The organism is Dactylosporangium aurantiacum, assembly GCF_000716715.1.
Lineage (GTDB): Bacteria > Actinomycetota > Actinomycetes > Mycobacteriales > Micromonosporaceae > Dactylosporangium > Dactylosporangium aurantiacum.
This window is the reverse complement of the sequence record NZ_JNYJ01000060.1, coordinates 58390-74911: the sequence shown is the minus strand read 5'-3', so window position 1 is coordinate 74911 and position 16522 is coordinate 58390. Positions and strand designations below refer to the sequence as shown.

Sequence of the window (16522 nt, the reverse complement as noted above, 5' to 3'; positions counted from 1 at the left end):
GGGCCGCCGCCAGCCAGAACCCCGGCGTGGCCGGACCCGGACGGGCGAGCCGGCGACGCACCGCGTCGGCGACCGGGCGGGCCGGGGACGGCTCGGCCGGGTTGTCGGGGGCATCCGTGGTCATCCGGTGATCGTAGGGGTTGGGCGCCGCGCCGGTGACCCGGTCACCGGCGGGCGTCCGGGAAGCGCCGGCGCGCCGCCCCCGTCGGGCGCGCCGGGCCTACTTGAGGTGCCCCGCGGTGAGGCCGGACTGCACCTGGCGCTGGAACACGAGGTACAGGATCAGCACCGGCAGCATCGCGATCGCCATGCCGGCGAAGAGGGCGCTGTAGTCGCCGGCGTAGCCCTGGTTGATGGTGAGCGCGGTGAGGCCCTGGGTGAGCACCCACTTGTGCTCGGCGCCCTCGCCCTGCATGAGCACGATCGGCAGCACGTACTGGTTCCAGTGGCCGAGCAGGTTGAAGATGCCGACGCTGATCAGCCCGGGCCGGGCCATCGGCAGCATGATGCGGAAGAACAGGCCCCAGTGCGAGCAGCCGTCCACCATCGCCGCCTCGGCGACCTCGGTGGGCAGGGTCCGGAAGAACGCGGTGAGGAAGAAGACCGTGAAGGGCAGCGAGTAGGCGGTGTAGACGAGGATCAGGCCGAGGTGGGTGGAGAGCAGGCCGAGGTTCTTCACCACGAAGAACAGCGGGACCAGCGACAGGAAGACCGGGAACATCATGCCGCCGACGAACAGGAAGTAGACGGCGCGGCTGCCGCGGAAGGTGTACCGGGCCAGCACGTAGGCCGCCATCGCGCCGAGCAGCATGGTGAGCACCAGGGCGCCGGCGACGACGATCGCGGTGTTGAGGAAGTAGCGGCCGATGTTCGCCTCGGTCCAGGCGCGGCTCCAGTTGTCCCAGCGCAGCTTCGACGGCAGGCTCCACGCGCTGCTGAGGATCTCGTTGTCGTCCTTGAACGCGCTGAGCACCGCCCACAGCAGCGGGAACGTGGTGAGCACCGCCCAGCCGACGAGCATGGTGTGGGAAAAGACGTTGAGGGAACGCTTCACAGTTCGATCCGATCCCGGCGGGTCAGGCGCAGCGCGACGAAGGCGATGGACAGCGTCAGGAAGAACATCGCGACCCCGATCGCGGAGGCGTAGCCGAACTTGAACTCGCCGAGTGCCGTGTCGTACAACCGCAGCCCGATGACGTCGGAGCTGTTGCCCGGGCCGCCCAGGGTGACGATCTGCACCAGGGCGAAGCCGTCGATCGCGAGGATCGCCAGGTACACCCACGCGACCTGGATCGTGTCCCACAGCAGCGGCACGGTGATCTTGCGCAGGGTCTCGCCGCGTTCGGCGCCGTCGAGCATCGCCGCCTCGTAGATCTCCTTCGGGATGGACTGCATGGCGGCGTTGAACAGCACGACGTAGAACCCGACGTTGCTCCACACCATGACCGCCAGCACGCACCAGAACGCGAGGTCCGGGTCGCCGAGCCAGGGCCTGGCCAGGCTGTCCAGGCCGACGGCGCGCAGGAAGCCGTTGAGGATGCCGCTGCGCGGCGCGTACACCTCCTTCCACAGCACGCCGATGATCGCCACCGACAGCACCTGGGGGAAGAAGTAGACGATCCGGTAGAAGGCGGCGCCGCGGACCCCGCGCACGCCGGCCTTGCCGGACCGGCCGCCGACGCTGAGCATCGAGGCGAAGAACAACGCCAGCACGATCGTGAGGATCGGCAGCGCCACGAGGATGATGGCGTTGTTCTTCAGCGCGTTCCACACGTAGTGGTCCTGCAGGAGCCGGCCGAAGTTCTCCGGCCCCACGTACTCGTACGTCGGCGACAGCCCCCGCCAGTCGGTCAGCGAGATCTGGAACGCCTGCAGGTAGGGCGAGATGACGAACACGGCGTACAGCGCCAGGGGCGGTACGAGGAACGTGAGCACGAACAGGCGCCGACCGTGCCGCATGCGTCAGCTCCGCTTGTACTTCGTGATCGAGGTGTCCTTGGCGATCTCGTCGGCGCCCTTCTGGCAGGCCTCCACGAACTGCTGCGCGTTGATCCGCTTGGTGAACAGGTCGCCGCAGGCGGCGTCGACGAGGTTGCGCTCCAGCTTGCGGTAGAAGGAGTTGTACACCCAGTTGAAGCCCTTGTCGCCGGACGCCTTGAGCGCCTTGGTGACGCTGGTGAGGCCGGGCGGCAGCTCGACGCCCTCCTCCGCGCCCGCGACGCAGGTCAGGCTGGAGGTCTTCCTCATGAAGTCCGCGGCGCCCTTCTTGGACAGCATGATGCGCATGAGCTCCATGCCGCCGTTGGCGTTCTTCGCCTTCGCCGGCACGATGTACGGCTCACCGGCGGTCCCTCGCAGCGCCTCGAACGGCAGCTTGTCACCGCTGCTCAGGCTCGGCGTCGGCGCGATCGCCATCCGGAACGCGGGCGGCGTGACCTTCTTCTGCTCGCTCTCCAGCCACGAGCCGCAGGAGATGAAGACGGCGTTGCCCTTCGACCACTCGGTCTGCGACTGGATGTGGTCCAGGCCCTCCGAGCCGGGCAGGATGAAGCCGTCGACGGCCAGCTGCGAGTACGCGTCGGCGGCGGTCTTGATCGCCTCGTGCTTCCAGGCGTTGGGTTCGAGGTTGTCGATGGCGAGCAGGACCTCCGGGCCGGCCAGCTTGGCGGCCGCCGACAGGATGGGCCAGCTCATGTAGCGCGGGTGCTTGCCCTGGTACGTCCACGGCGCGATGCCCGCCGCCTTGATGGTCTTGCACAGGGCGATCATCTCGTCCCAGGTCTTCGGGTACTGCCAACCCTTGTCGGCGAGGAGCTTCTCGTCGTACCAGATGCCGTAGGCGGTGTACGCGTAGTTGAGGGCGAAGACCTTGCCGTTGTAGGTGCCCGGCAGCAGCGCGCCCGGCAGCAGGGTCTCGCGGACGGTCTTGCCGGCGACGTCGAGGCTCGGCGCGTCCAGCAGCGGGGCGAGGTCGGTCAGCGCGTTCTGCGAGACGAGCCCGTTGAAGTCGATCTGCGCCGAGCCGGAGTTGTTGACCATGTCGGGCGGGCTGCCGTCGACGAACCGCGGCTGCAGCGTCTTGCTGATCTCCTGCGTCGCGGAGTGCTTGATCTCCGCCTTCGGGTACCGCTCCTTGTACATGGCCTCGTGCGCCTTGGCGTAGTCCTCGCCGAAGCCGCCGTTGAAGATGACCACCTCGAGGGCGGCGTCCTCCTTGACACCGAGCGGGTTGGTGTTGCTCTTGTCGCCCTGGGCGGTCTTGGTGTCCCCGTTGCCGCCGCCCGTGGCGCAGGCGCTCAATGCGGCCGGGGCGGTGGCCAGCAGACCGGCGGCGGCCGCCGTCTGCAGCACACCCCTGCGGGTCAGCGTGTTCATCCGTCGTGCTCCTTCGTTGGGGGGTCGAGGGGGCGCTCGTTGATGACGAGAATGAAGGTTTCCAACGGAACTTTCAAGAGTCGGAAGATTCCTGCCAAGTGGCGTCCGGACAGCCCCGGCGGCCGTCGCGGTGCCGCCACCGAGCGGCCCGTCGCGCTTGTCCACCTGCCCAAATACGGCGATGCCGGGGCGCTTGCGGACCTACCGCGCCGGGCAACGTCCGGTGAAATATTGACGAAATCGTTGCCGGTCGCGCTACCCCGCCGCCCCGGTCAGCCGGGCGTGCACGGCGTCGCCGGCCGGCGCGCCGGTGAGCGCGGCGACGGCGAGGGCGGCCGCGCCGGCGGCACCGTCGCGCGCCTCGGCGGGCGGCGCGCCGAACCGGTCCGCGACGCCGGCGCGCACGGCCGTCGCGACCGGGCCCGGGGTCAGCAGCACCGAGCCGGCCAGGACCACCGGGGATCCGCGCGGCAGGCCGCCGCGGCGGGCCACGGTGTCCACGGCGTGCAGCAGCCGCTCGGCGGCCGCCGCCACGAGGCCGGCGGCCACCTCGTCACCGGCCGCGGCGGCCGGGCCGACCAGCGGCGCCAGCAGGCCCAGGGTGGCCGGCGGGCGGCGGTACGCGACCCGGATCAGCGCCTGGGCGTGCTCGTCGGGGTCCGCGTGCCCGGCCACCTCCAGGGCCGCGGTGACCGGGTCCGTCAGCAGCGTGGCCGGCCCGCGGCCGTCCAGGGCGCACAGCACCGCGCGGAGCGCCTCGCGGCCCAGCCAGACCGCCGAGCCCTCGTCGCCGAGCAGCCAGCCGTACCCGTCGCAGCGGCGGTGCGGCACGCCGGCGCGGAACGCCACCGCCGCCGCGCCCGTGCCGGACAGCAGCAGCAGCCCGTCCGGCCGGCCCGTGCCGGCGGCGAAGGCCACCTCCAGGTCGGTGACACTGCGCGGCTCGCCGGCCAGCCCGGCGGCCTGCCAGGCCTCCCGCGCGGCCTGCCGCGCCTCCTCCCGGCCGGCCGACGCGGCACCGGCAGCGCCGATCACCCCGAGGGCGACCGCGGCCGGGTCGAGGCCCCGCAGGGCCGCGCCGAGCGCCTCCGCCAGGGCCCGCGCCGGGCTGCCACCACTGGAGTTCTGGTTGGCCCCGGCGGCCCGGCCCCGGCCGAGCACCGTGCCGTCGACGGTGCTGACCAGGCAGCGGGTGCTGGTCGCGCCCGCGTCGACGCCGACGACCAGGGGTACGCGCACCCGGACACCGTACTGCATTGACGAAAAGGTCGTGAGAACGGAAACTTTCCCACATGAAGCCGAGCCGGCCGCCCGCCGAGGGCGGGGCCACGTCCACCGCGGTGAAGATCCGGGGATTGTTACCCTCACTCTCCCCGGCGGAGCAGCGCGTCGGACGGATCATCGCCGACGAGTCCGCGACCGCCGCCCAGCTGACGATCACGGAGCTGTCCAAACGCGCCGAGACGTCCGAGACGACGGTCATCCGGTTCTGCCGGGCCATCGGCTTCTCCGGGTACCCGGAGCTGCGGCTGCGCCTGGCGGCCGAGGCCGGGCGGGCGCTGGACGACGGCGGCGCCGGCGAGGCGCCCGGCAGCGACATCAGCCAGACCGACGACCTCGCCACCGTCGTCAAGACGATCGCGTTCGCCGACGCCCGGGCCGTCGAGGACACCGCCGCCCAACTCGACCTGGACATCCTGCAGCGGGTGATCGACGCGGTCGCCGCGGCCCGCCGGGTGGACATCTACGGGGTGGGCGCCAGCGCGTTCGTCGCCCGCGACTTCCAGATGAAGCTGCACCGCGTCGGGCTGGTCGCCTACTCCTGGTCCGACCTGCACCTGGCGCTCACCAGCGCGGCGCTGCTGGACGAGCGCGACGTGGCCATCGGCATCTCGCACACCGGCACCACCACCGACACGATCGAGGCGTTCGGCGAGGCCGGCCGGCGCGGCGCCACGACCGTCGCGCTCACCAACTTCCCCAAGTCGCCGATCACCCGCATCGCCGACCTGACCCTCACCACCGCCGCCCGCGAGACCACGTTCCGTTCCGGGGCGATGGCCAGCCGGCTGGCTCAGCTCACCGTCGTGGACTGCGTGTTCGTCGGGGTCGCCCAGAAGACGTACGCGCAGACCAAGGCGGCCGTGGAGAAGACCCGCGAGGCCGTGCGCGCCCGTCGGGTGCGACCGGAACGAGGCCCCTGGTGACCGTCCCTCCCCCGATCGCCCCGACGGAGGAACGCAACGCGCGGACCCATCAGATCGACCGGCTGCCGACGCTGCAGATCCTCGAGCTCATCAACGCCGAGGACGCGACCGTCGCCACCGCCGTCGCCACCGTGCTGCCGGACCTGGCCGAGGCCGTCGACTGCAGCGTCGACGCGCTGCGTTCAGGGCACCGGCTGCACTACTTCGGCGCCGGCACCTCCGGCCGGATGGCGGTGCTCGACGCGACCGAGCTGCGTCCCACGTACGGCGTCGAGCCCGGCCGGGTCGTCGCCCACCTCGCCGGCGGCCTGCGCGCGCTCACCGACGCGGTGGAGGCCGCCGAGGACGACGCCGACACCGGGGCGGCCACCGCCACCGCGGCGCTCACCGCCGGCGACGTCGCGTTCGGCATCACCGCCAGCGGCGGCACCCCGTTCGTCGGCGGCGCGCTGCGGGCCGCCCGCGACCGCGGCGCCCGCACCGTGCTGCTGTCGGCGAACCCGGAGGCGCCGCTGGCCGCGCACGCCGACATCCACATCGCCGTCGACACCGGACCCGAGGTGGTCACCGGCTCGACCCGGATGAAGGCCGGCACGGCGCAGAAGCTCGTCCTCAACGCCCTGTCGACCGCCGTGATGATCCGCCTCGGCCGCACGTACTCGAACCTGATGACCGACATGGTCGCCAGCAACGCCAAGCTGCGGGTCCGCCAGGTCCGCATGCTCGTGCAGGCGACCGGGCTGCCCGCCGACACCTGCCAGAAGGCCCTCACTGCCGCCGGTGACGAGGCGAAGGTGGCCCTGCTGACCCTGCTCACCCGCGCCGACGTCGACGAGGCCCGCCAGGCCCTGCGCGCGGCCGGCGGCGTCGTGCACCGCGCCCTGCACGCCGTGCGCGTGTACTGACCGGCGGACGGCTTCGCGGCCGCCCTCGGCGTAGGCGTCTACTGACCGGCGGACGGCTTCGCGGCCGCCCTCGGCGTAGGCGTGTACTGACCGGCGGACGGCTTCGCGGCCGCCCTCGGCGTAGGCGTGTACTGACCGGCGGACGGCTTCAGGGGTGGTCCCCACGGTGCGCGTGCTTTGATTGGCGGATGGCGAGCTTCACCGTCACCCTCGACGTGCGCGCACCCGCGACCGCGGTGTGGGCGGCGCTCGTGGACTGGCCCCGGCACGGCGACTGGGCACCGCTGACGACCGTCCGCGTCACCACGCCGCGCCCCGACGGGGTCGGCGCCTCCTTCGTCGCCCGCTCCGGCCTCGGCCCGCTCGGCTTCGACGACCCGATGACCGTCGTGCGCTGGCAGCCGCCCGCCGGCGACGCGCCGGGCGACGCCCCGGGCCGCTGCGACATCGACAAGCACGGCCGGGCGATCCGCGGCGTCGCGTGGTTCGAGGTGCACCCGCGGCCCGGCGGCCACAGTCACGTCGTGTGGTTCGAGGACGTCGTCGTGCGTCCGCACCGGCTCACCCGCCTGGCGCCCGCGCTCGTGTCGGCGGTCGGCCGGGCCGGCTTCGGCCGGGCCCTGCGCGCCATGGCCCGCGAGGTCGAGCCGCGCGCGTGATGTCCGCGCCGGCGATAATCGCTTTGCCACCCGCGGTCGCCCGCTTATCGTTGAGTGCGCAAGGCAATGACGACACCCGATCACCCAGGAGCCACGCGATGAGGAACTGGACCGCCACGCGGACCCGGCAACTGCCGGCGCCCGTCGCTGCGCTGCCCACGACCCCGGTCGCGGCGGCCCACCCGCACGCCATGCCGGCCATGCGCACCGCGGGACGGCGGAGAGGCTGAGTTTCAGGCCCTTTCCGACCGCCCGCCCCGACAGGGACCGGGCGGTTTTCCTTTTGTACCGCATCCGCCCCAGCACGCTGCGGGCACACGGCACCACATTGACAACTCCACAGCGGATGGCATTGTTTCGGGAGCGACCGGCTTGGTGACCGGACCTGGCTTGGGACCAGGAAGTGCGGGGTTCGATTCCCCGGCTCCCGACGATTGCTTCATGGGGTTGTGGCTCAGTCGGTAGAGCGTCGGTTCGGCAGACCGAAGGCCCGGGGTTCGATTCCCCGCTTCTCCACCCGCCGATCAGGACCGCGGCAGCGGCTCCGGGGCGCTCTCTTCGATCATGCTCATGACGGTGAGCATGATGGCCCGGACCCCGAACGCCACCGCGGTGAACACGCCCAGCTGGATCGGGTCCATCCCGGCGTCGCTGTCGACCACGATGGACGGATCCGTCGTGGCCACGGCGGCGATCCGGTACTGCGCGACCGTCAGACAGACCGCCAGCAGCGCGACCGCGGTCGCGATGGCGGAGCGGCGGGTGGCGCCGGTCCCCAGCCACACCGAGACGCCGGTCGCGACGCCCAGCCCGGCGGCGATCACCAGCGAGTCGGCGACGCCGATCGACAGCGCCGATCCGGTGCGCCCGGCGAGCGCCGCCTGCAGGCTCATCGTGCCCAGCAGCAGCCCGACCGCCGTGCCCGCGCCGGCCGTCCACACCGGATGAGGGTGCTTGGCGACCAGCCACAGGACGCCGAACGTGAACGCCACCGCGAACACGGTGAGCACCATGCTCGGGGCGAGGAAGAAGTGCACCTGGTAGTCACTCATGTGGATGGCGGTGGCGGCGACGAAGAGCATGTCGTCGCGGGCGGTCTCGACCAGCGCCCACGACGCCATCAGCACCAGCAGCACCCGGCTGCGCGTCGTCCTGCGCCGGTCGGTCATCCGGGCCAGGCAGAACACGGCCAGCAGACACCCGACGCCGTTGCCGAGCAGCACGCCGAGGACGAACCAGACCTGATGATCCACAGCGTGCCCGGCCTCCTCATGGATGCGACTGCGCGCATACCGTACCTTGCCGCCATCTGGCCGAACGCGAGCTGGCGGCACCCGTGTCCACGGCCGGTGGGAGCTCGGCTAACGGCAGGCCGCGAGGTTTTGGTCCTCGCTGTGGGGGTTCGAATCCTCCGCTCCCAGCTTTCCCGCACGTCGATGTCGCTCAGTTCGGTTTTTCGCCCGTGTAGCTCAACGGAAGAGCCTCTGCCCTACAAGCAGACTGTTGGGGGTTCGAATCCCTCCGCGGGTACGCAGTTTTCTGCATGGCGTTCGTGGTGTACCGGCTGTGCACTCCAGGTTGTGGCCCTGGTGGTCCGGGTTCGACTCCCGGCGATCGCCCTTGATGCCGTCCGCTGTGGAGCACCGTGGGTACGGGCGCTGGCTGCCCGGCCACCGCTCATAACGGTGGTGTGCCCGGATCGACACCGGGACCCACGACCAACACCGGCGCGGCGCCGGGCTCAGCGGGCGCGGAGGCGGCGCAGCATGCGGGCGTCCTCGAAACCGGCGGCGCGGGCCGCGGCCTCGACGGTGGCGCCGTGGCCGATGAGGTGTTCGGCGCGCTCGACCCGCAGCAGTTGCTGGTACCGCAGCGGGGTGAGGCCGGTCGCGTCGCCGAAGGCCCGGGTCAGGGTGCGTTCGCTGACGCCGGCGGCGGAGGCCAGCTCGCGCAGCGGGAGGCGGTCGGTGAACCGGGCGTCGATGACGTCCTGCACGCGGTGCACCACGTCCGACAGGTGCGCCCGGTGCCGCAGCATGGCGCTGTCCTGCGGCTCGTCGCCGTTGCGCCGGGCGTAGACCACCATCTCGCGGGCGACCTGCGCGGCGAGGCCGGGCCCGTGACGGGTCGCGACGAGGTGCAGCGCGAGGTCGATGCCGCTGGCGATGCCGGCGGAGGTGACGACCCGGTCGTCGATCACGAACAGCACGTCCTTGAGGACCCTGGCGCGCGGGTATTGCGACGCGAGCCGCTCCTGCAGCAGGTGGTGCGTGGTGCAGCGGCGCCCGTCGAGCAGGCCGGCCTGGCCGAGGGCGTCGGCGCCGGAGCAGACACTGGCGCAGGTGCCGCCGGCGGCGTGGTGGCCGGCCAGCCACGCCCGGGCTACGGGCGACAGCCGGCCGTTGCCGGGGAAGCCGTGGCTGCGCCAGCCGGGCACCACGACCAGGTCCGCCGGCTCCAGCTCCGGCAACGGCGACGTGCGCCGGATCGTGGCGCCCTGCGCCGAGGGCACGTCGTCCTGCTCGGCGACGTAGTGCAGCGCGTAGTCCAGGCCGAAGTCGCGGGCCGTGGAGAAGACCTGCGCCGGCCCGGCCAGGTCGAGCAGGTGCAGCTGCGGCACGAGCAGGAAGACGACCTTCATCAACCGGTAAGCTCCTTCACCGTCGCGATCGTGGCGAAGCGGCCGGCCAGAGCGTACTCGGTGCGGGCGATGACCTCGTCGGTGGACAGCGTCCGAGGGCTGGCGAGGATCTCGTCGTAGGGCAGGTCCCGCTCGTCGCGGTGCGGGATCGGGAACGTGGCGGTGGCCTCCGTGACGAACGTGACGTCGTAGCCGAAGTCGCCGGCGACGCGGGTGGTCGTCTCGCAGCACAGCTCGGTCTGGATGCCGGTGACCACGAGGTGGCGGATGCCCTCGGTGGTGAGCAGCTGCTGCAGGCCGGTGGTGGTGAACGCGTTCGCCGAGGTCTTGGTGATGACCGGCTCGTCCGGCAGCGGCTGCAGGCCGTCCATCGGGCGGACGTAACCGGTCGCCGGGTCGAACACGTTGCCGACCTCGTGGTGCAGCACCCAGACGACCAGGTCGCCGCGGGCGCGGGCGGCGTCGATGAGCGGGTTGACGGTGGCGACGATGTCGGGGTTGGAGACGGCGGCCCAGCTGGGACGCTGGCGGAAGGACTCCTGGATGTCGATGACGAGCAGCGCGCTTCTCATGGCGTCGATCCTGCGCCGTCGCCGGGGTCCGCGACAGGCACCTCCCGGCCGGGAACCGGACCGATCCGGTCACTGATACCCGCTGGAGGGCCGGCCGGCCGGGCCGCGGCGCCGGAGCTGTCCGGCGGGCCGGTCGCCACGCCGTCGACCGTCACGCCGGCGGCGACCGACCAGCCCGCGGCCGCGACAGCGCCGTCCGGGCGGCCGGCACCCGCCGGGACGGCGGCCAGACGGAGGCTCACCCGGTACAGGAGCAGCAGCAGCAGGGCCAGGGCGAACAGGGTCGAACCGAGGATGTTGACGCCGGCGCGGGCGAGCAGGACGCCGATCGCGGTCGGGACCAGCGCGCCGCCCAGGCCGGCGACGGCGGTCTGCAGGCCGATCGCCCGGTCGGCGTGCGCGGCGCCGACCCGGTCCGCGGTGGTGAGCGTGAGCAGCGGGAACACCGGTGCGGCGGCGAAGCCGAGCAGGCCGAGGCCGGCGGCGGCGAGCCAGCCGGGGCCGGGCAGCGCGACGAGGAACGCGCCGGCGGCCATGCCGGCGAGGCAGCCGGCGATGACCCGGGACACGCCGACGCGGTCGGCGACGGCGCCCTGCACGACCCGGCCGAGGAACAGCATCGCCCAGTAGCCCGACACGCACACGCCGGCGACCGCGTCGCTGCTCCCGCGCCCCTCGGTGAGCAGCAGGAACGCCCACAGGCCGGCGCCGGCCTCGACGGCCACGTAGACGCCGAAGGCGGCCACCCCGAGCCATACCACGGGCAGCCGCAGGGTGTCCCTGCCTCGTTGCGGCGTCTCGTGTACGGGCACCGGCGCCCGACCCCAGCTGCGAGCCTTGCCGGCGAACGACACGGCGAGGCACAGCTGGGCGGCGGCGACGACCGCGTACCCGAGCCGCCACGGCGACCCGCCGCTGAGCACCGAGGTCATGATGAGCGGGCCGACGGCGACGCCGAGGCCGAAGCAGGCGTGCATCCAGTTCATGTGGCGGGCGTTGAAGTTCGCGGCCGCGTACGCGTTGAGCCCGGCGTCGATCGCGCCGCCGCCGAAGCCGCCGAGCAGCGCGCACGGCACGAGGAACCACAGGCCGGGGGCGAGGGCGTAGCCGGCGAGGGCGAGGCTCGTCGCGGCGGTGCTGGCGGCCAGCAGCCAGCCGACGCCGACCCTGGACAGCAGGAACCCGGCGGCGACGCTGGAGGCGAGGTACCCGGTGGTCGCCGCGACCAGCAGACAGCCGACCGAGGCGGTGGGCACGTCGAAGGTGGCGGCCATGAACGGCCAGCCCACGCCCAGGAGGCCGTCGGGGAGTCCGAGGCTGATGAACGCGAAGTAGGCCAGCACGATCAGGGACGTTCTCACTGCCGAGATCCTACGGCGTTCCATCATACGGGAAGCTTCTCCCAATATGAGAGACGCGAATATTAGAGTCTGGGACATGGCCAACAACGTCTACACCCACGGGCACCACGAGTCGGTCCTGCGGTCGCACCGCTGGCGCACCGCCGAGAACTCCGCCGCCTACCTGCTGCCGGTGCTGCGGCCGGGCATGAGCCTGCTGGACGTCGGCGCCGGGCCCGGCACGATCACCGCCGACCTGGCCGCCGCCGTCGCCCCCGGCGAGGTCACCGCCCTCGAGGCGACCGAGGAGGCCCTGGCGGTCACGAAGGCCGGCGTGCGGGGCGTCACGTACGTCGTCGGCGACGTGCACGCCCTCGACTTCCCCGACGGCACGTTCGACGTGGTCCACGCCCACCAGGTCCTGCAGCACGTCGCCGACCCCGTCCAGGCGCTGCGTGAGATGCGCCGGGTCTGCAAGCCGGGCGGCTACGTGGCGGCCCGCGACAGCGACTACGCGGCGTTCACCTGGTTCCCGCAGCTGCCGGAGCTCGACGACTGGATGGCCCTGTACCAGCGGATGGCCCGGGCCAACGGCGGCGAGCCCGACGCCGGCCGCCGCCTGCTGTCGTGGGCGCGGGCCGCCGGGTTCACCGACGTCGCGGCCACGTCGAGCACCTGGTGCTTCGCCGACGACGAGGACCGCGCCTGGTGGGGCGGCATGTGGGCGGACCGGGTGCGCGCCTCCGCGATGGCCACGCAGGCCCTGGCCAGCGGCGTGGCGCAGGAGGACCTGCAGCGCCTCTCCGACGGCTGGCGCGCCTGGGCCGCCTCCCCCGACGGCTGGCTGTCCATCCTGCACGGCGAGATCCTGGCCCGCCCCTGACCGGGCGGCGGCCGGGCGGCGACCGGGCGGGCGGCCGGGGCGTTGATCTAGGCTCGGCCCGTGGAGCGACCCCTCGTCACCGTGTGCCGTGACTGCTGCTGCGGCTCGGCGCGCAAGCACCCGGACGTCGACCACGCCGGGCAGGTGGCCCGGCTGCGCGCGGCGCTGGGGCAGGCCGGGGTGCGGGTCAGCGCCTGCCTCGACGCGTGCGAGCGCTCCAACATCGTGGTCGTGCACCCGACGCCCGCCGCGCGGCGGGCCGGGGCGCGACCCGTGTGGCTCGGTTACGTGCTGGACGACGCGGTCATCGGCGACCTGACCGCGTGGGTCGAGGCGGGCGGGCCCGGGGTGGCGCCGCTGCCGGAGATCCTGACGCTGTACCGGACCAACGCCCCGGCGGGCTGAGGCTCAGGGGTACCGGCGCGGCGTGAACACGACCGGGGTGCCGCTGTCGCCGCGGTCCAGCGCGCGGGTCTGCGACGAGCCGACGATGAGCAGGGTCCGCATGTCGACCTCGGCCGGGTCCAGCTCGGCGAGGCGCACCACGCGGACCCGCTCGCCGGACCCGCCGACGTCGCGGCCGAGGACCACCGGGGTGTCCGGGGAGCGGTGCCGCAGCAGCAGGTCCCGGGCCGCCTCGACCTGCCAGGTGCGGCTCTTGGAGCCGGGGTTGTAGATGGCGATGACGAGGTCCGCGCCGGCCGCGGCCTCCAGGCGGGCCGCGATGACGTCCCACGGCTTGAGCCGGTCCGACAGCGACAGCACGCAGAAGTCGTGGCCGAGCGGCGCGCCGACCCGGCTCGCCACGGCCTGCGCCGCGGTCAGCCCCGGCAGGACCCGGACGGGCACGTCCTTCCAGCGGGGCTCGGCGGCGACCTCCAGGACCGCGGCCGCCATCGCGAACACGCCGGGGTCGCCGGAGGAGACCACGGCGACGCGCCGGCCGCCGTCCTTCGCCAGTGCCAGGGCGAACTCGGCCCGCTCCGCCTCGACCTTGTTGTCGGAGGCGTGCCGGCGCTGCCGCGGGTTGGCCGGGATCCGGTCCAGGTACGGCCCGTAGCCGACGAGGTCGTCGGCGGCCTCGACCGCGGCCAGGGCCTCCGGGGTGAGCCAGTCGCGCCCGGCCGGGCCGAGCCCGACGACGACGACCTCACCGGCGGCGACGGCCGGCTCGGCGGCCCGCAGCGCCGACGCGGTCTCCTCGTGCACCCGGCTGGGCAGCAGCGCGATCGAGAAGTACGGCACGTCCGCCGGGTCGACCGTGGACAGCGGGGCGACGCGTTCCCGGGCGGTGGTGGCGCGCTCGACGTACCAGGCGTCCTGCAGCCGGCCGGCCCGCTCCAGGGCGTCGCGAACGGTGGTGAACGTACGACCCAACTTCATGACCGCGGCCGAGTCGGTCGCGGCGAGCCGCTCGGCGAGCACGTCGGCGGGGAGCGTGCCGGGCAGGACGGTGAGGATCTCGTCCCGCTCGACCAGGGGCCGGCCGAGCACCGCGGACGCGCCGGAGACCGAGGTGACGCCCGGGACGACCTCGGTCGGGTACGTGTGCGCGAGCCGCTTGTGCATGTGCATGTACGAGCCGTAGAACAGCGGGTCGCCCTCGCACAGCACCACCACGTCACGGCCCGCGTCGAGGTGCGCGGCGAGCCGGGCCGCCCACGCGTCGTAGTGCTCCTCGATGACCGTGCGGTAGTCGGCGATCGCCTCGGTGGTGACCGGGTAGACCAGCGCCTCCTCGATCTGGCCCGCCCGCAGGTACGGCTCGGCGATCGACCTGGCGATGCTGCGCCCGTGGCGGGCGCTGTGGAACGCGACCACGGGCGCCGCCTCGATCAGCCGGGCCGCCTTCACCGTGACGAGCTCCGGGTCGCCCGGTCCGAGCCCTACGCCGTACAGCCGCCCGATCTCCACGCTGGTCATTCCTTCTCGTCCGCGATCGCGTTGACGGCGGCGGCCGCCATCGCGCTGCCGCCCCGGCGGCCGTGCACGACCAGGTGCGGCAGGTCCGAGGCGGCGAGGGCCGCCTTCGACTCGGCCGCCCCGATGAACCCTACGGGGATGCCGAGCACCGCCGCCGGGCGCGGCGCGCCGGCCGCGACCATCTCCAGGAGCCGGAACAGCGCCGTCGGGGCGTTGCCGACCGCGACGACGGCGCCGGCGAGCCGGTCGCCCCACAGTTCGAGGGCCGCGGCGCTGCGGGTCGTGCCCAGCTCGGCGGCGAGCGCCGGCACCCGCGGGTCGCGCAGCGTGCACAGGACCTCGTTGTCGCGGGGCAGCCTGGCCCGGGTGACGCCGGAGGCGACCATCTCCGCGTCGCAGAGGACCGGGGCGCCGGCACGCAGCGCGGCGCGGGCGAGGCGCACCACGTCGGCGCTGTACCCGACGTCGCCGGCGAGGTCGACCATCCCGCACGCGTGGATCATCCGGACGGTGACCTGGGCGACGTCGGCGGGCAGGCCGGACAGCTCGGCCTCGGCCCGGATCGTCGCGAACGACCGCCGGTAGATCTCCGCGCCGTCCTTCACGTAGTCGAAGGCCGTCATGCCGCCGTGCTCCGGTAGCCGTCGGCGGTCGCGAGCATCTCCACGTGCCTTCCCTTCGGTGCGCCGCAGCGCCGTTCGCAGCCGACCCAGTGCACCGGCGACCCGGCCGGCGTCGTGCCCGCCGCGACCGCGGCCCGGGCGTCGGCCCGCACGTCGGCGAGGGCCTTCGCGCAGCCGGGCCGGCCCGCGCACGCGGTGACCCCGGCCCACCGCGACGCGGGGTCCGTGACCAGCCCGGCGGCCGTCAGCAGCGTTTCGACCCGTCCAGCTTCTTCGACGGGTACGTCCGGCACGACGACGGTCCGCCACGGCGTGACGATGATCTCCTCCGGCGCGGCGTCGAGGAGCGCCGCGGCGTGCGCGGGGGTGAGCCGCCCGAGCGGCACCACGGCCGTGATCGCGGCGAGCCCGCCGGCCTGGGAGGTCCACCCTGCCGCGGACCCGCCACCGCCGGACGGACGGGCGTCCTCGTCCAGGGACGCGCCCAGGCGCGCCGCGACCCTGGCGGGGCCGTCGGTGAGCTCAGCGAGGCGCCACGCCGTGCCGCCCTGCTCGGCCCGCTCGGCCAGGAACGCCCTGGTGGCCCGCAGCAGCAGGGCCGCGGGGTCACCGGCGGCGGGTGCCGTGGCGGGGGTGCCGGCCAGGGTGAGGCGGTCGCCGTACAGGCCGACGTCGCCGCCGAGCGGGGTCACGTCGCCGCGGCCGTCGTCGAGCGTCACCAGGAACCGGCCCGGCAGCGCGGCGAGGGCGGCGTCGGCGCACAGCCCGGCGTCGAACGCGGCCACCACCGGCCGCACGTCGAGCGCGCCGCGGCCGTCGCGGCCGCTCAGCGGGCTGGCGACGAGGTTGCGGACCCGCTCGTGCGTCGCCGACGGCAGCAGCCCGGCCCCGGTCAGCCGGGCCGCCAGGTCCAGCTCCGCACCTGGTCGCAGCGCCCTGACCTGCACGTTGCCCCGGGAGGTGAGCTCCAGGTCGGGGTCGCCGAGGTCGATGGCGGCGGCCCGCAGCACGGCGAGGGCGTCCCGGCCGAGCCGGCCGCCGGGCAGCCGGACCCGGGCCAGCCCGCCGTCGGCCGCGGCGTGGACCTGCACGGCGCCCGGGCACCGGTCCGGAGCGTCGCGTCCACTGGCAGCCTGCACGGGCCGGATACTACTGCGCGGCTCGTCGCTTGACTCAAGTCAGCGGTGTCCAGGAGAGTTGGCGGTGCTGTACGGGCGACGAGTGGAGGAAGCCGGTGCGAGTCCGGCGCGGTCCCGCCACTGTGACCGGGGAGTGAGTCTCCGAACGAGGCCACTGGGCGCGAGCCCGGGAAGGCCGGGGACGAGCGCCGATCCGGGAGCCAGGAGACTCTCCGCCGCCCGACCTTTCCCGACCGACTTGGGGCGCGGACCCCG

At 73.6% G+C, this 16522-nt stretch carries 16 protein-coding genes, 5 tRNA genes and 1 riboswitch; of the genes, 10 read left to right on the top strand and 11 right to left on the bottom strand.

What is annotated here, in order from left to right; translation table 11 throughout:
• Positions 1 to 220 precede the first annotated feature (220 nt).
• The 4 genes from OP18_RS44415 to OP18_RS44400 form a co-directional block, all read right to left on the bottom strand.
• Positions 221 to 1021 carry a carbohydrate ABC transporter permease gene (locus OP18_RS44415; RefSeq protein WP_081971634.1) on the bottom strand — a complete coding sequence of 267 codons (801 nt, stop codon included), beginning with the start codon at positions 1019 to 1021 and terminating at the stop codon, positions 221 to 223.
• A 29-nt stretch (positions 1022 to 1050) separates the two neighbouring features.
• Positions 1051 to 1959 carry a carbohydrate ABC transporter permease gene (locus OP18_RS44410; RefSeq protein WP_033365412.1) on the bottom strand — a complete coding sequence of 303 codons (909 nt, stop codon included), beginning with the start codon at positions 1957 to 1959 and terminating at the stop codon, positions 1051 to 1053.
• A gap of 3 nt (positions 1960 to 1962) precedes the next feature.
• Positions 1963 to 3375: an N-acetylglucosamine/diacetylchitobiose ABC transporter substrate-binding protein gene (gene ngcE / locus OP18_RS44405; RefSeq protein WP_211273867.1), complete on the bottom strand. Its 1413-nt coding sequence runs from the start codon at positions 3373 to 3375 to the stop codon at positions 1963 to 1965.
• Between the two features lie 255 nt (positions 3376 to 3630).
• Positions 3631 to 4614, bottom strand: a complete 984-nt coding sequence (locus OP18_RS44400) for an N-acetylglucosamine kinase (protein ID WP_211273866.1) — start codon at positions 4612 to 4614, stop codon at positions 3631 to 3633.
• Positions 4615 to 4667: 53 nt separating this feature from the next.
• Here OP18_RS44400 and OP18_RS44395 point away from each other — a divergent pair, with 53 nt between their 5' ends.
• From OP18_RS44395 to OP18_RS44380, 5 genes are all read left to right on the top strand, one after another.
• Positions 4668 to 5582, top strand: a complete 915-nt coding sequence (locus OP18_RS44395; protein ID WP_033365409.1) for a MurR/RpiR family transcriptional regulator — start codon at positions 4668 to 4670, stop codon at positions 5580 to 5582.
• Complete coding sequence (murQ, locus tag OP18_RS44390) at positions 5579 to 6487, top strand: N-acetylmuramic acid 6-phosphate etherase (protein WP_245635749.1); 909 nt, start codon at positions 5579 to 5581, stop codon at positions 6485 to 6487. Before OP18_RS44395 ends, murQ begins: the two co-directional genes overlap by 4 nt.
• A 188-nt stretch (positions 6488 to 6675) precedes the next feature.
• Complete coding sequence (locus OP18_RS44385) at positions 6676 to 7146, top strand: SRPBCC family protein (RefSeq protein ID WP_033365408.1); 471 nt, start codon at positions 6676 to 6678, stop codon at positions 7144 to 7146.
• Between the two features lie 358 nt (positions 7147 to 7504).
• Positions 7505 to 7577, top strand: a tRNA-Pro gene (locus OP18_RS58225).
• 12 nt (positions 7578 to 7589) lie between these two features.
• A tRNA-Ala gene (locus OP18_RS44380) sits at positions 7590 to 7662 on the top strand.
• An 8-nt stretch (positions 7663 to 7670) separates the two neighbouring features.
• On the opposite strand, the gene OP18_RS44375 is transcribed toward OP18_RS44380, so the two are convergent.
• The gene (locus OP18_RS44375; RefSeq protein ID WP_033365407.1) at positions 7671 to 8399 is read right to left on the bottom strand and encodes a hypothetical protein; all 729 of its coding nucleotides are present in this window, start codon (positions 8397 to 8399) and stop codon (positions 7671 to 7673) included.
• 97 nt (positions 8400 to 8496) lie between these two features.
• Here OP18_RS44375 and OP18_RS58220 point away from each other — a divergent pair.
• From OP18_RS58220 to OP18_RS58215, 3 genes are all read left to right on the top strand, one after another.
• A tRNA-Gln gene (locus OP18_RS58220) sits at positions 8497 to 8567 on the top strand.
• A 37-nt stretch (positions 8568 to 8604) separates the two neighbouring features.
• A tRNA-Val gene (locus OP18_RS44370) sits at positions 8605 to 8676 on the top strand.
• 15 nt (positions 8677 to 8691) lie between these two features.
• Positions 8692 to 8766: transfer RNA gene (locus OP18_RS58215), tRNA-His, on the top strand.
• A 121-nt stretch (positions 8767 to 8887) separates the two neighbouring features.
• Here OP18_RS58215 and OP18_RS44365 read toward each other — a convergent pair.
• The 3 genes from OP18_RS44365 to OP18_RS44355 are packed head-to-tail and all read right to left on the bottom strand — an operon-like array spanning position 8888 to position 11720.
• Positions 8888 to 9787 carry a GlxA family transcriptional regulator gene (locus OP18_RS44365; protein WP_313900955.1) on the bottom strand — a complete coding sequence of 300 codons (900 nt, stop codon included), beginning with the start codon at positions 9785 to 9787 and terminating at the stop codon, positions 8888 to 8890.
• The gene (locus tag OP18_RS44360; protein WP_033365404.1) at positions 9787 to 10359 is read right to left on the bottom strand and encodes an isochorismatase family protein; all 573 of its coding nucleotides are present in this window, start codon (positions 10357 to 10359) and stop codon (positions 9787 to 9789) included. Before OP18_RS44360 ends, OP18_RS44365 begins: the two co-directional genes overlap by 1 nt.
• Positions 10356 to 11720, bottom strand: a complete 1365-nt coding sequence (locus tag OP18_RS44355; protein WP_063745756.1) for an MFS transporter — start codon at positions 11718 to 11720, stop codon at positions 10356 to 10358. The genes OP18_RS44360 and OP18_RS44355 overlap by 4 nt, the downstream gene beginning before the upstream one ends.
• A gap of 76 nt (positions 11721 to 11796) precedes the next feature.
• Here OP18_RS44355 and OP18_RS44350 point away from each other — a divergent pair, with 76 nt between their 5' ends.
• Together OP18_RS44350 and OP18_RS44345 are read left to right on the top strand one after the other, a co-directional pair.
• On the top strand, positions 11797 to 12582 hold the full coding sequence (locus OP18_RS44350; protein WP_033365403.1) for a class I SAM-dependent methyltransferase: 786 nt from the start codon (positions 11797 to 11799) through the stop codon (positions 12580 to 12582).
• 60 nt (positions 12583 to 12642) lie between these two features.
• Positions 12643 to 12987: a hypothetical protein gene (locus OP18_RS44345; RefSeq protein ID WP_033365402.1), complete on the top strand. Its 345-nt coding sequence runs from the start codon at positions 12643 to 12645 to the stop codon at positions 12985 to 12987.
• A 3-nt stretch (positions 12988 to 12990) separates the two neighbouring features.
• Here the strand turns inward: OP18_RS44345 and OP18_RS44340 are convergent, their stop codons facing one another.
• Genes OP18_RS44340 through OP18_RS44330 form a run of 3 tightly spaced genes read right to left on the bottom strand, consistent with a single transcriptional unit; the run spans position 12991 to position 16267 of the window.
• The gene (locus tag OP18_RS44340) at positions 12991 to 14505 is read right to left on the bottom strand and encodes a precorrin-2 C(20)-methyltransferase (RefSeq protein ID WP_033365401.1); all 1515 of its coding nucleotides are present in this window, start codon (positions 14503 to 14505) and stop codon (positions 12991 to 12993) included.
• Positions 14502 to 15128 (bottom strand): precorrin-8X methylmutase, encoded by a 627-nt coding sequence (locus tag OP18_RS44335; protein ID WP_033365400.1) that lies wholly within the window; start codon positions 15126 to 15128, stop codon positions 14502 to 14504. Before OP18_RS44335 ends, OP18_RS44340 begins: the two co-directional genes overlap by 4 nt.
• The gene (locus OP18_RS44330) at positions 15125 to 16267 is read right to left on the bottom strand and encodes a precorrin-3B synthase (RefSeq protein ID WP_033365399.1); all 1143 of its coding nucleotides are present in this window, start codon (positions 16265 to 16267) and stop codon (positions 15125 to 15127) included. Before OP18_RS44330 ends, OP18_RS44335 begins: the two co-directional genes overlap by 4 nt.
• 45 nt (positions 16268 to 16312) lie before the next feature.
• Positions 16313 to 16498: riboswitch (cobalamin riboswitch) on the top strand.
• The last annotated feature ends 24 nt before the right edge of the window (positions 16499 to 16522 follow it).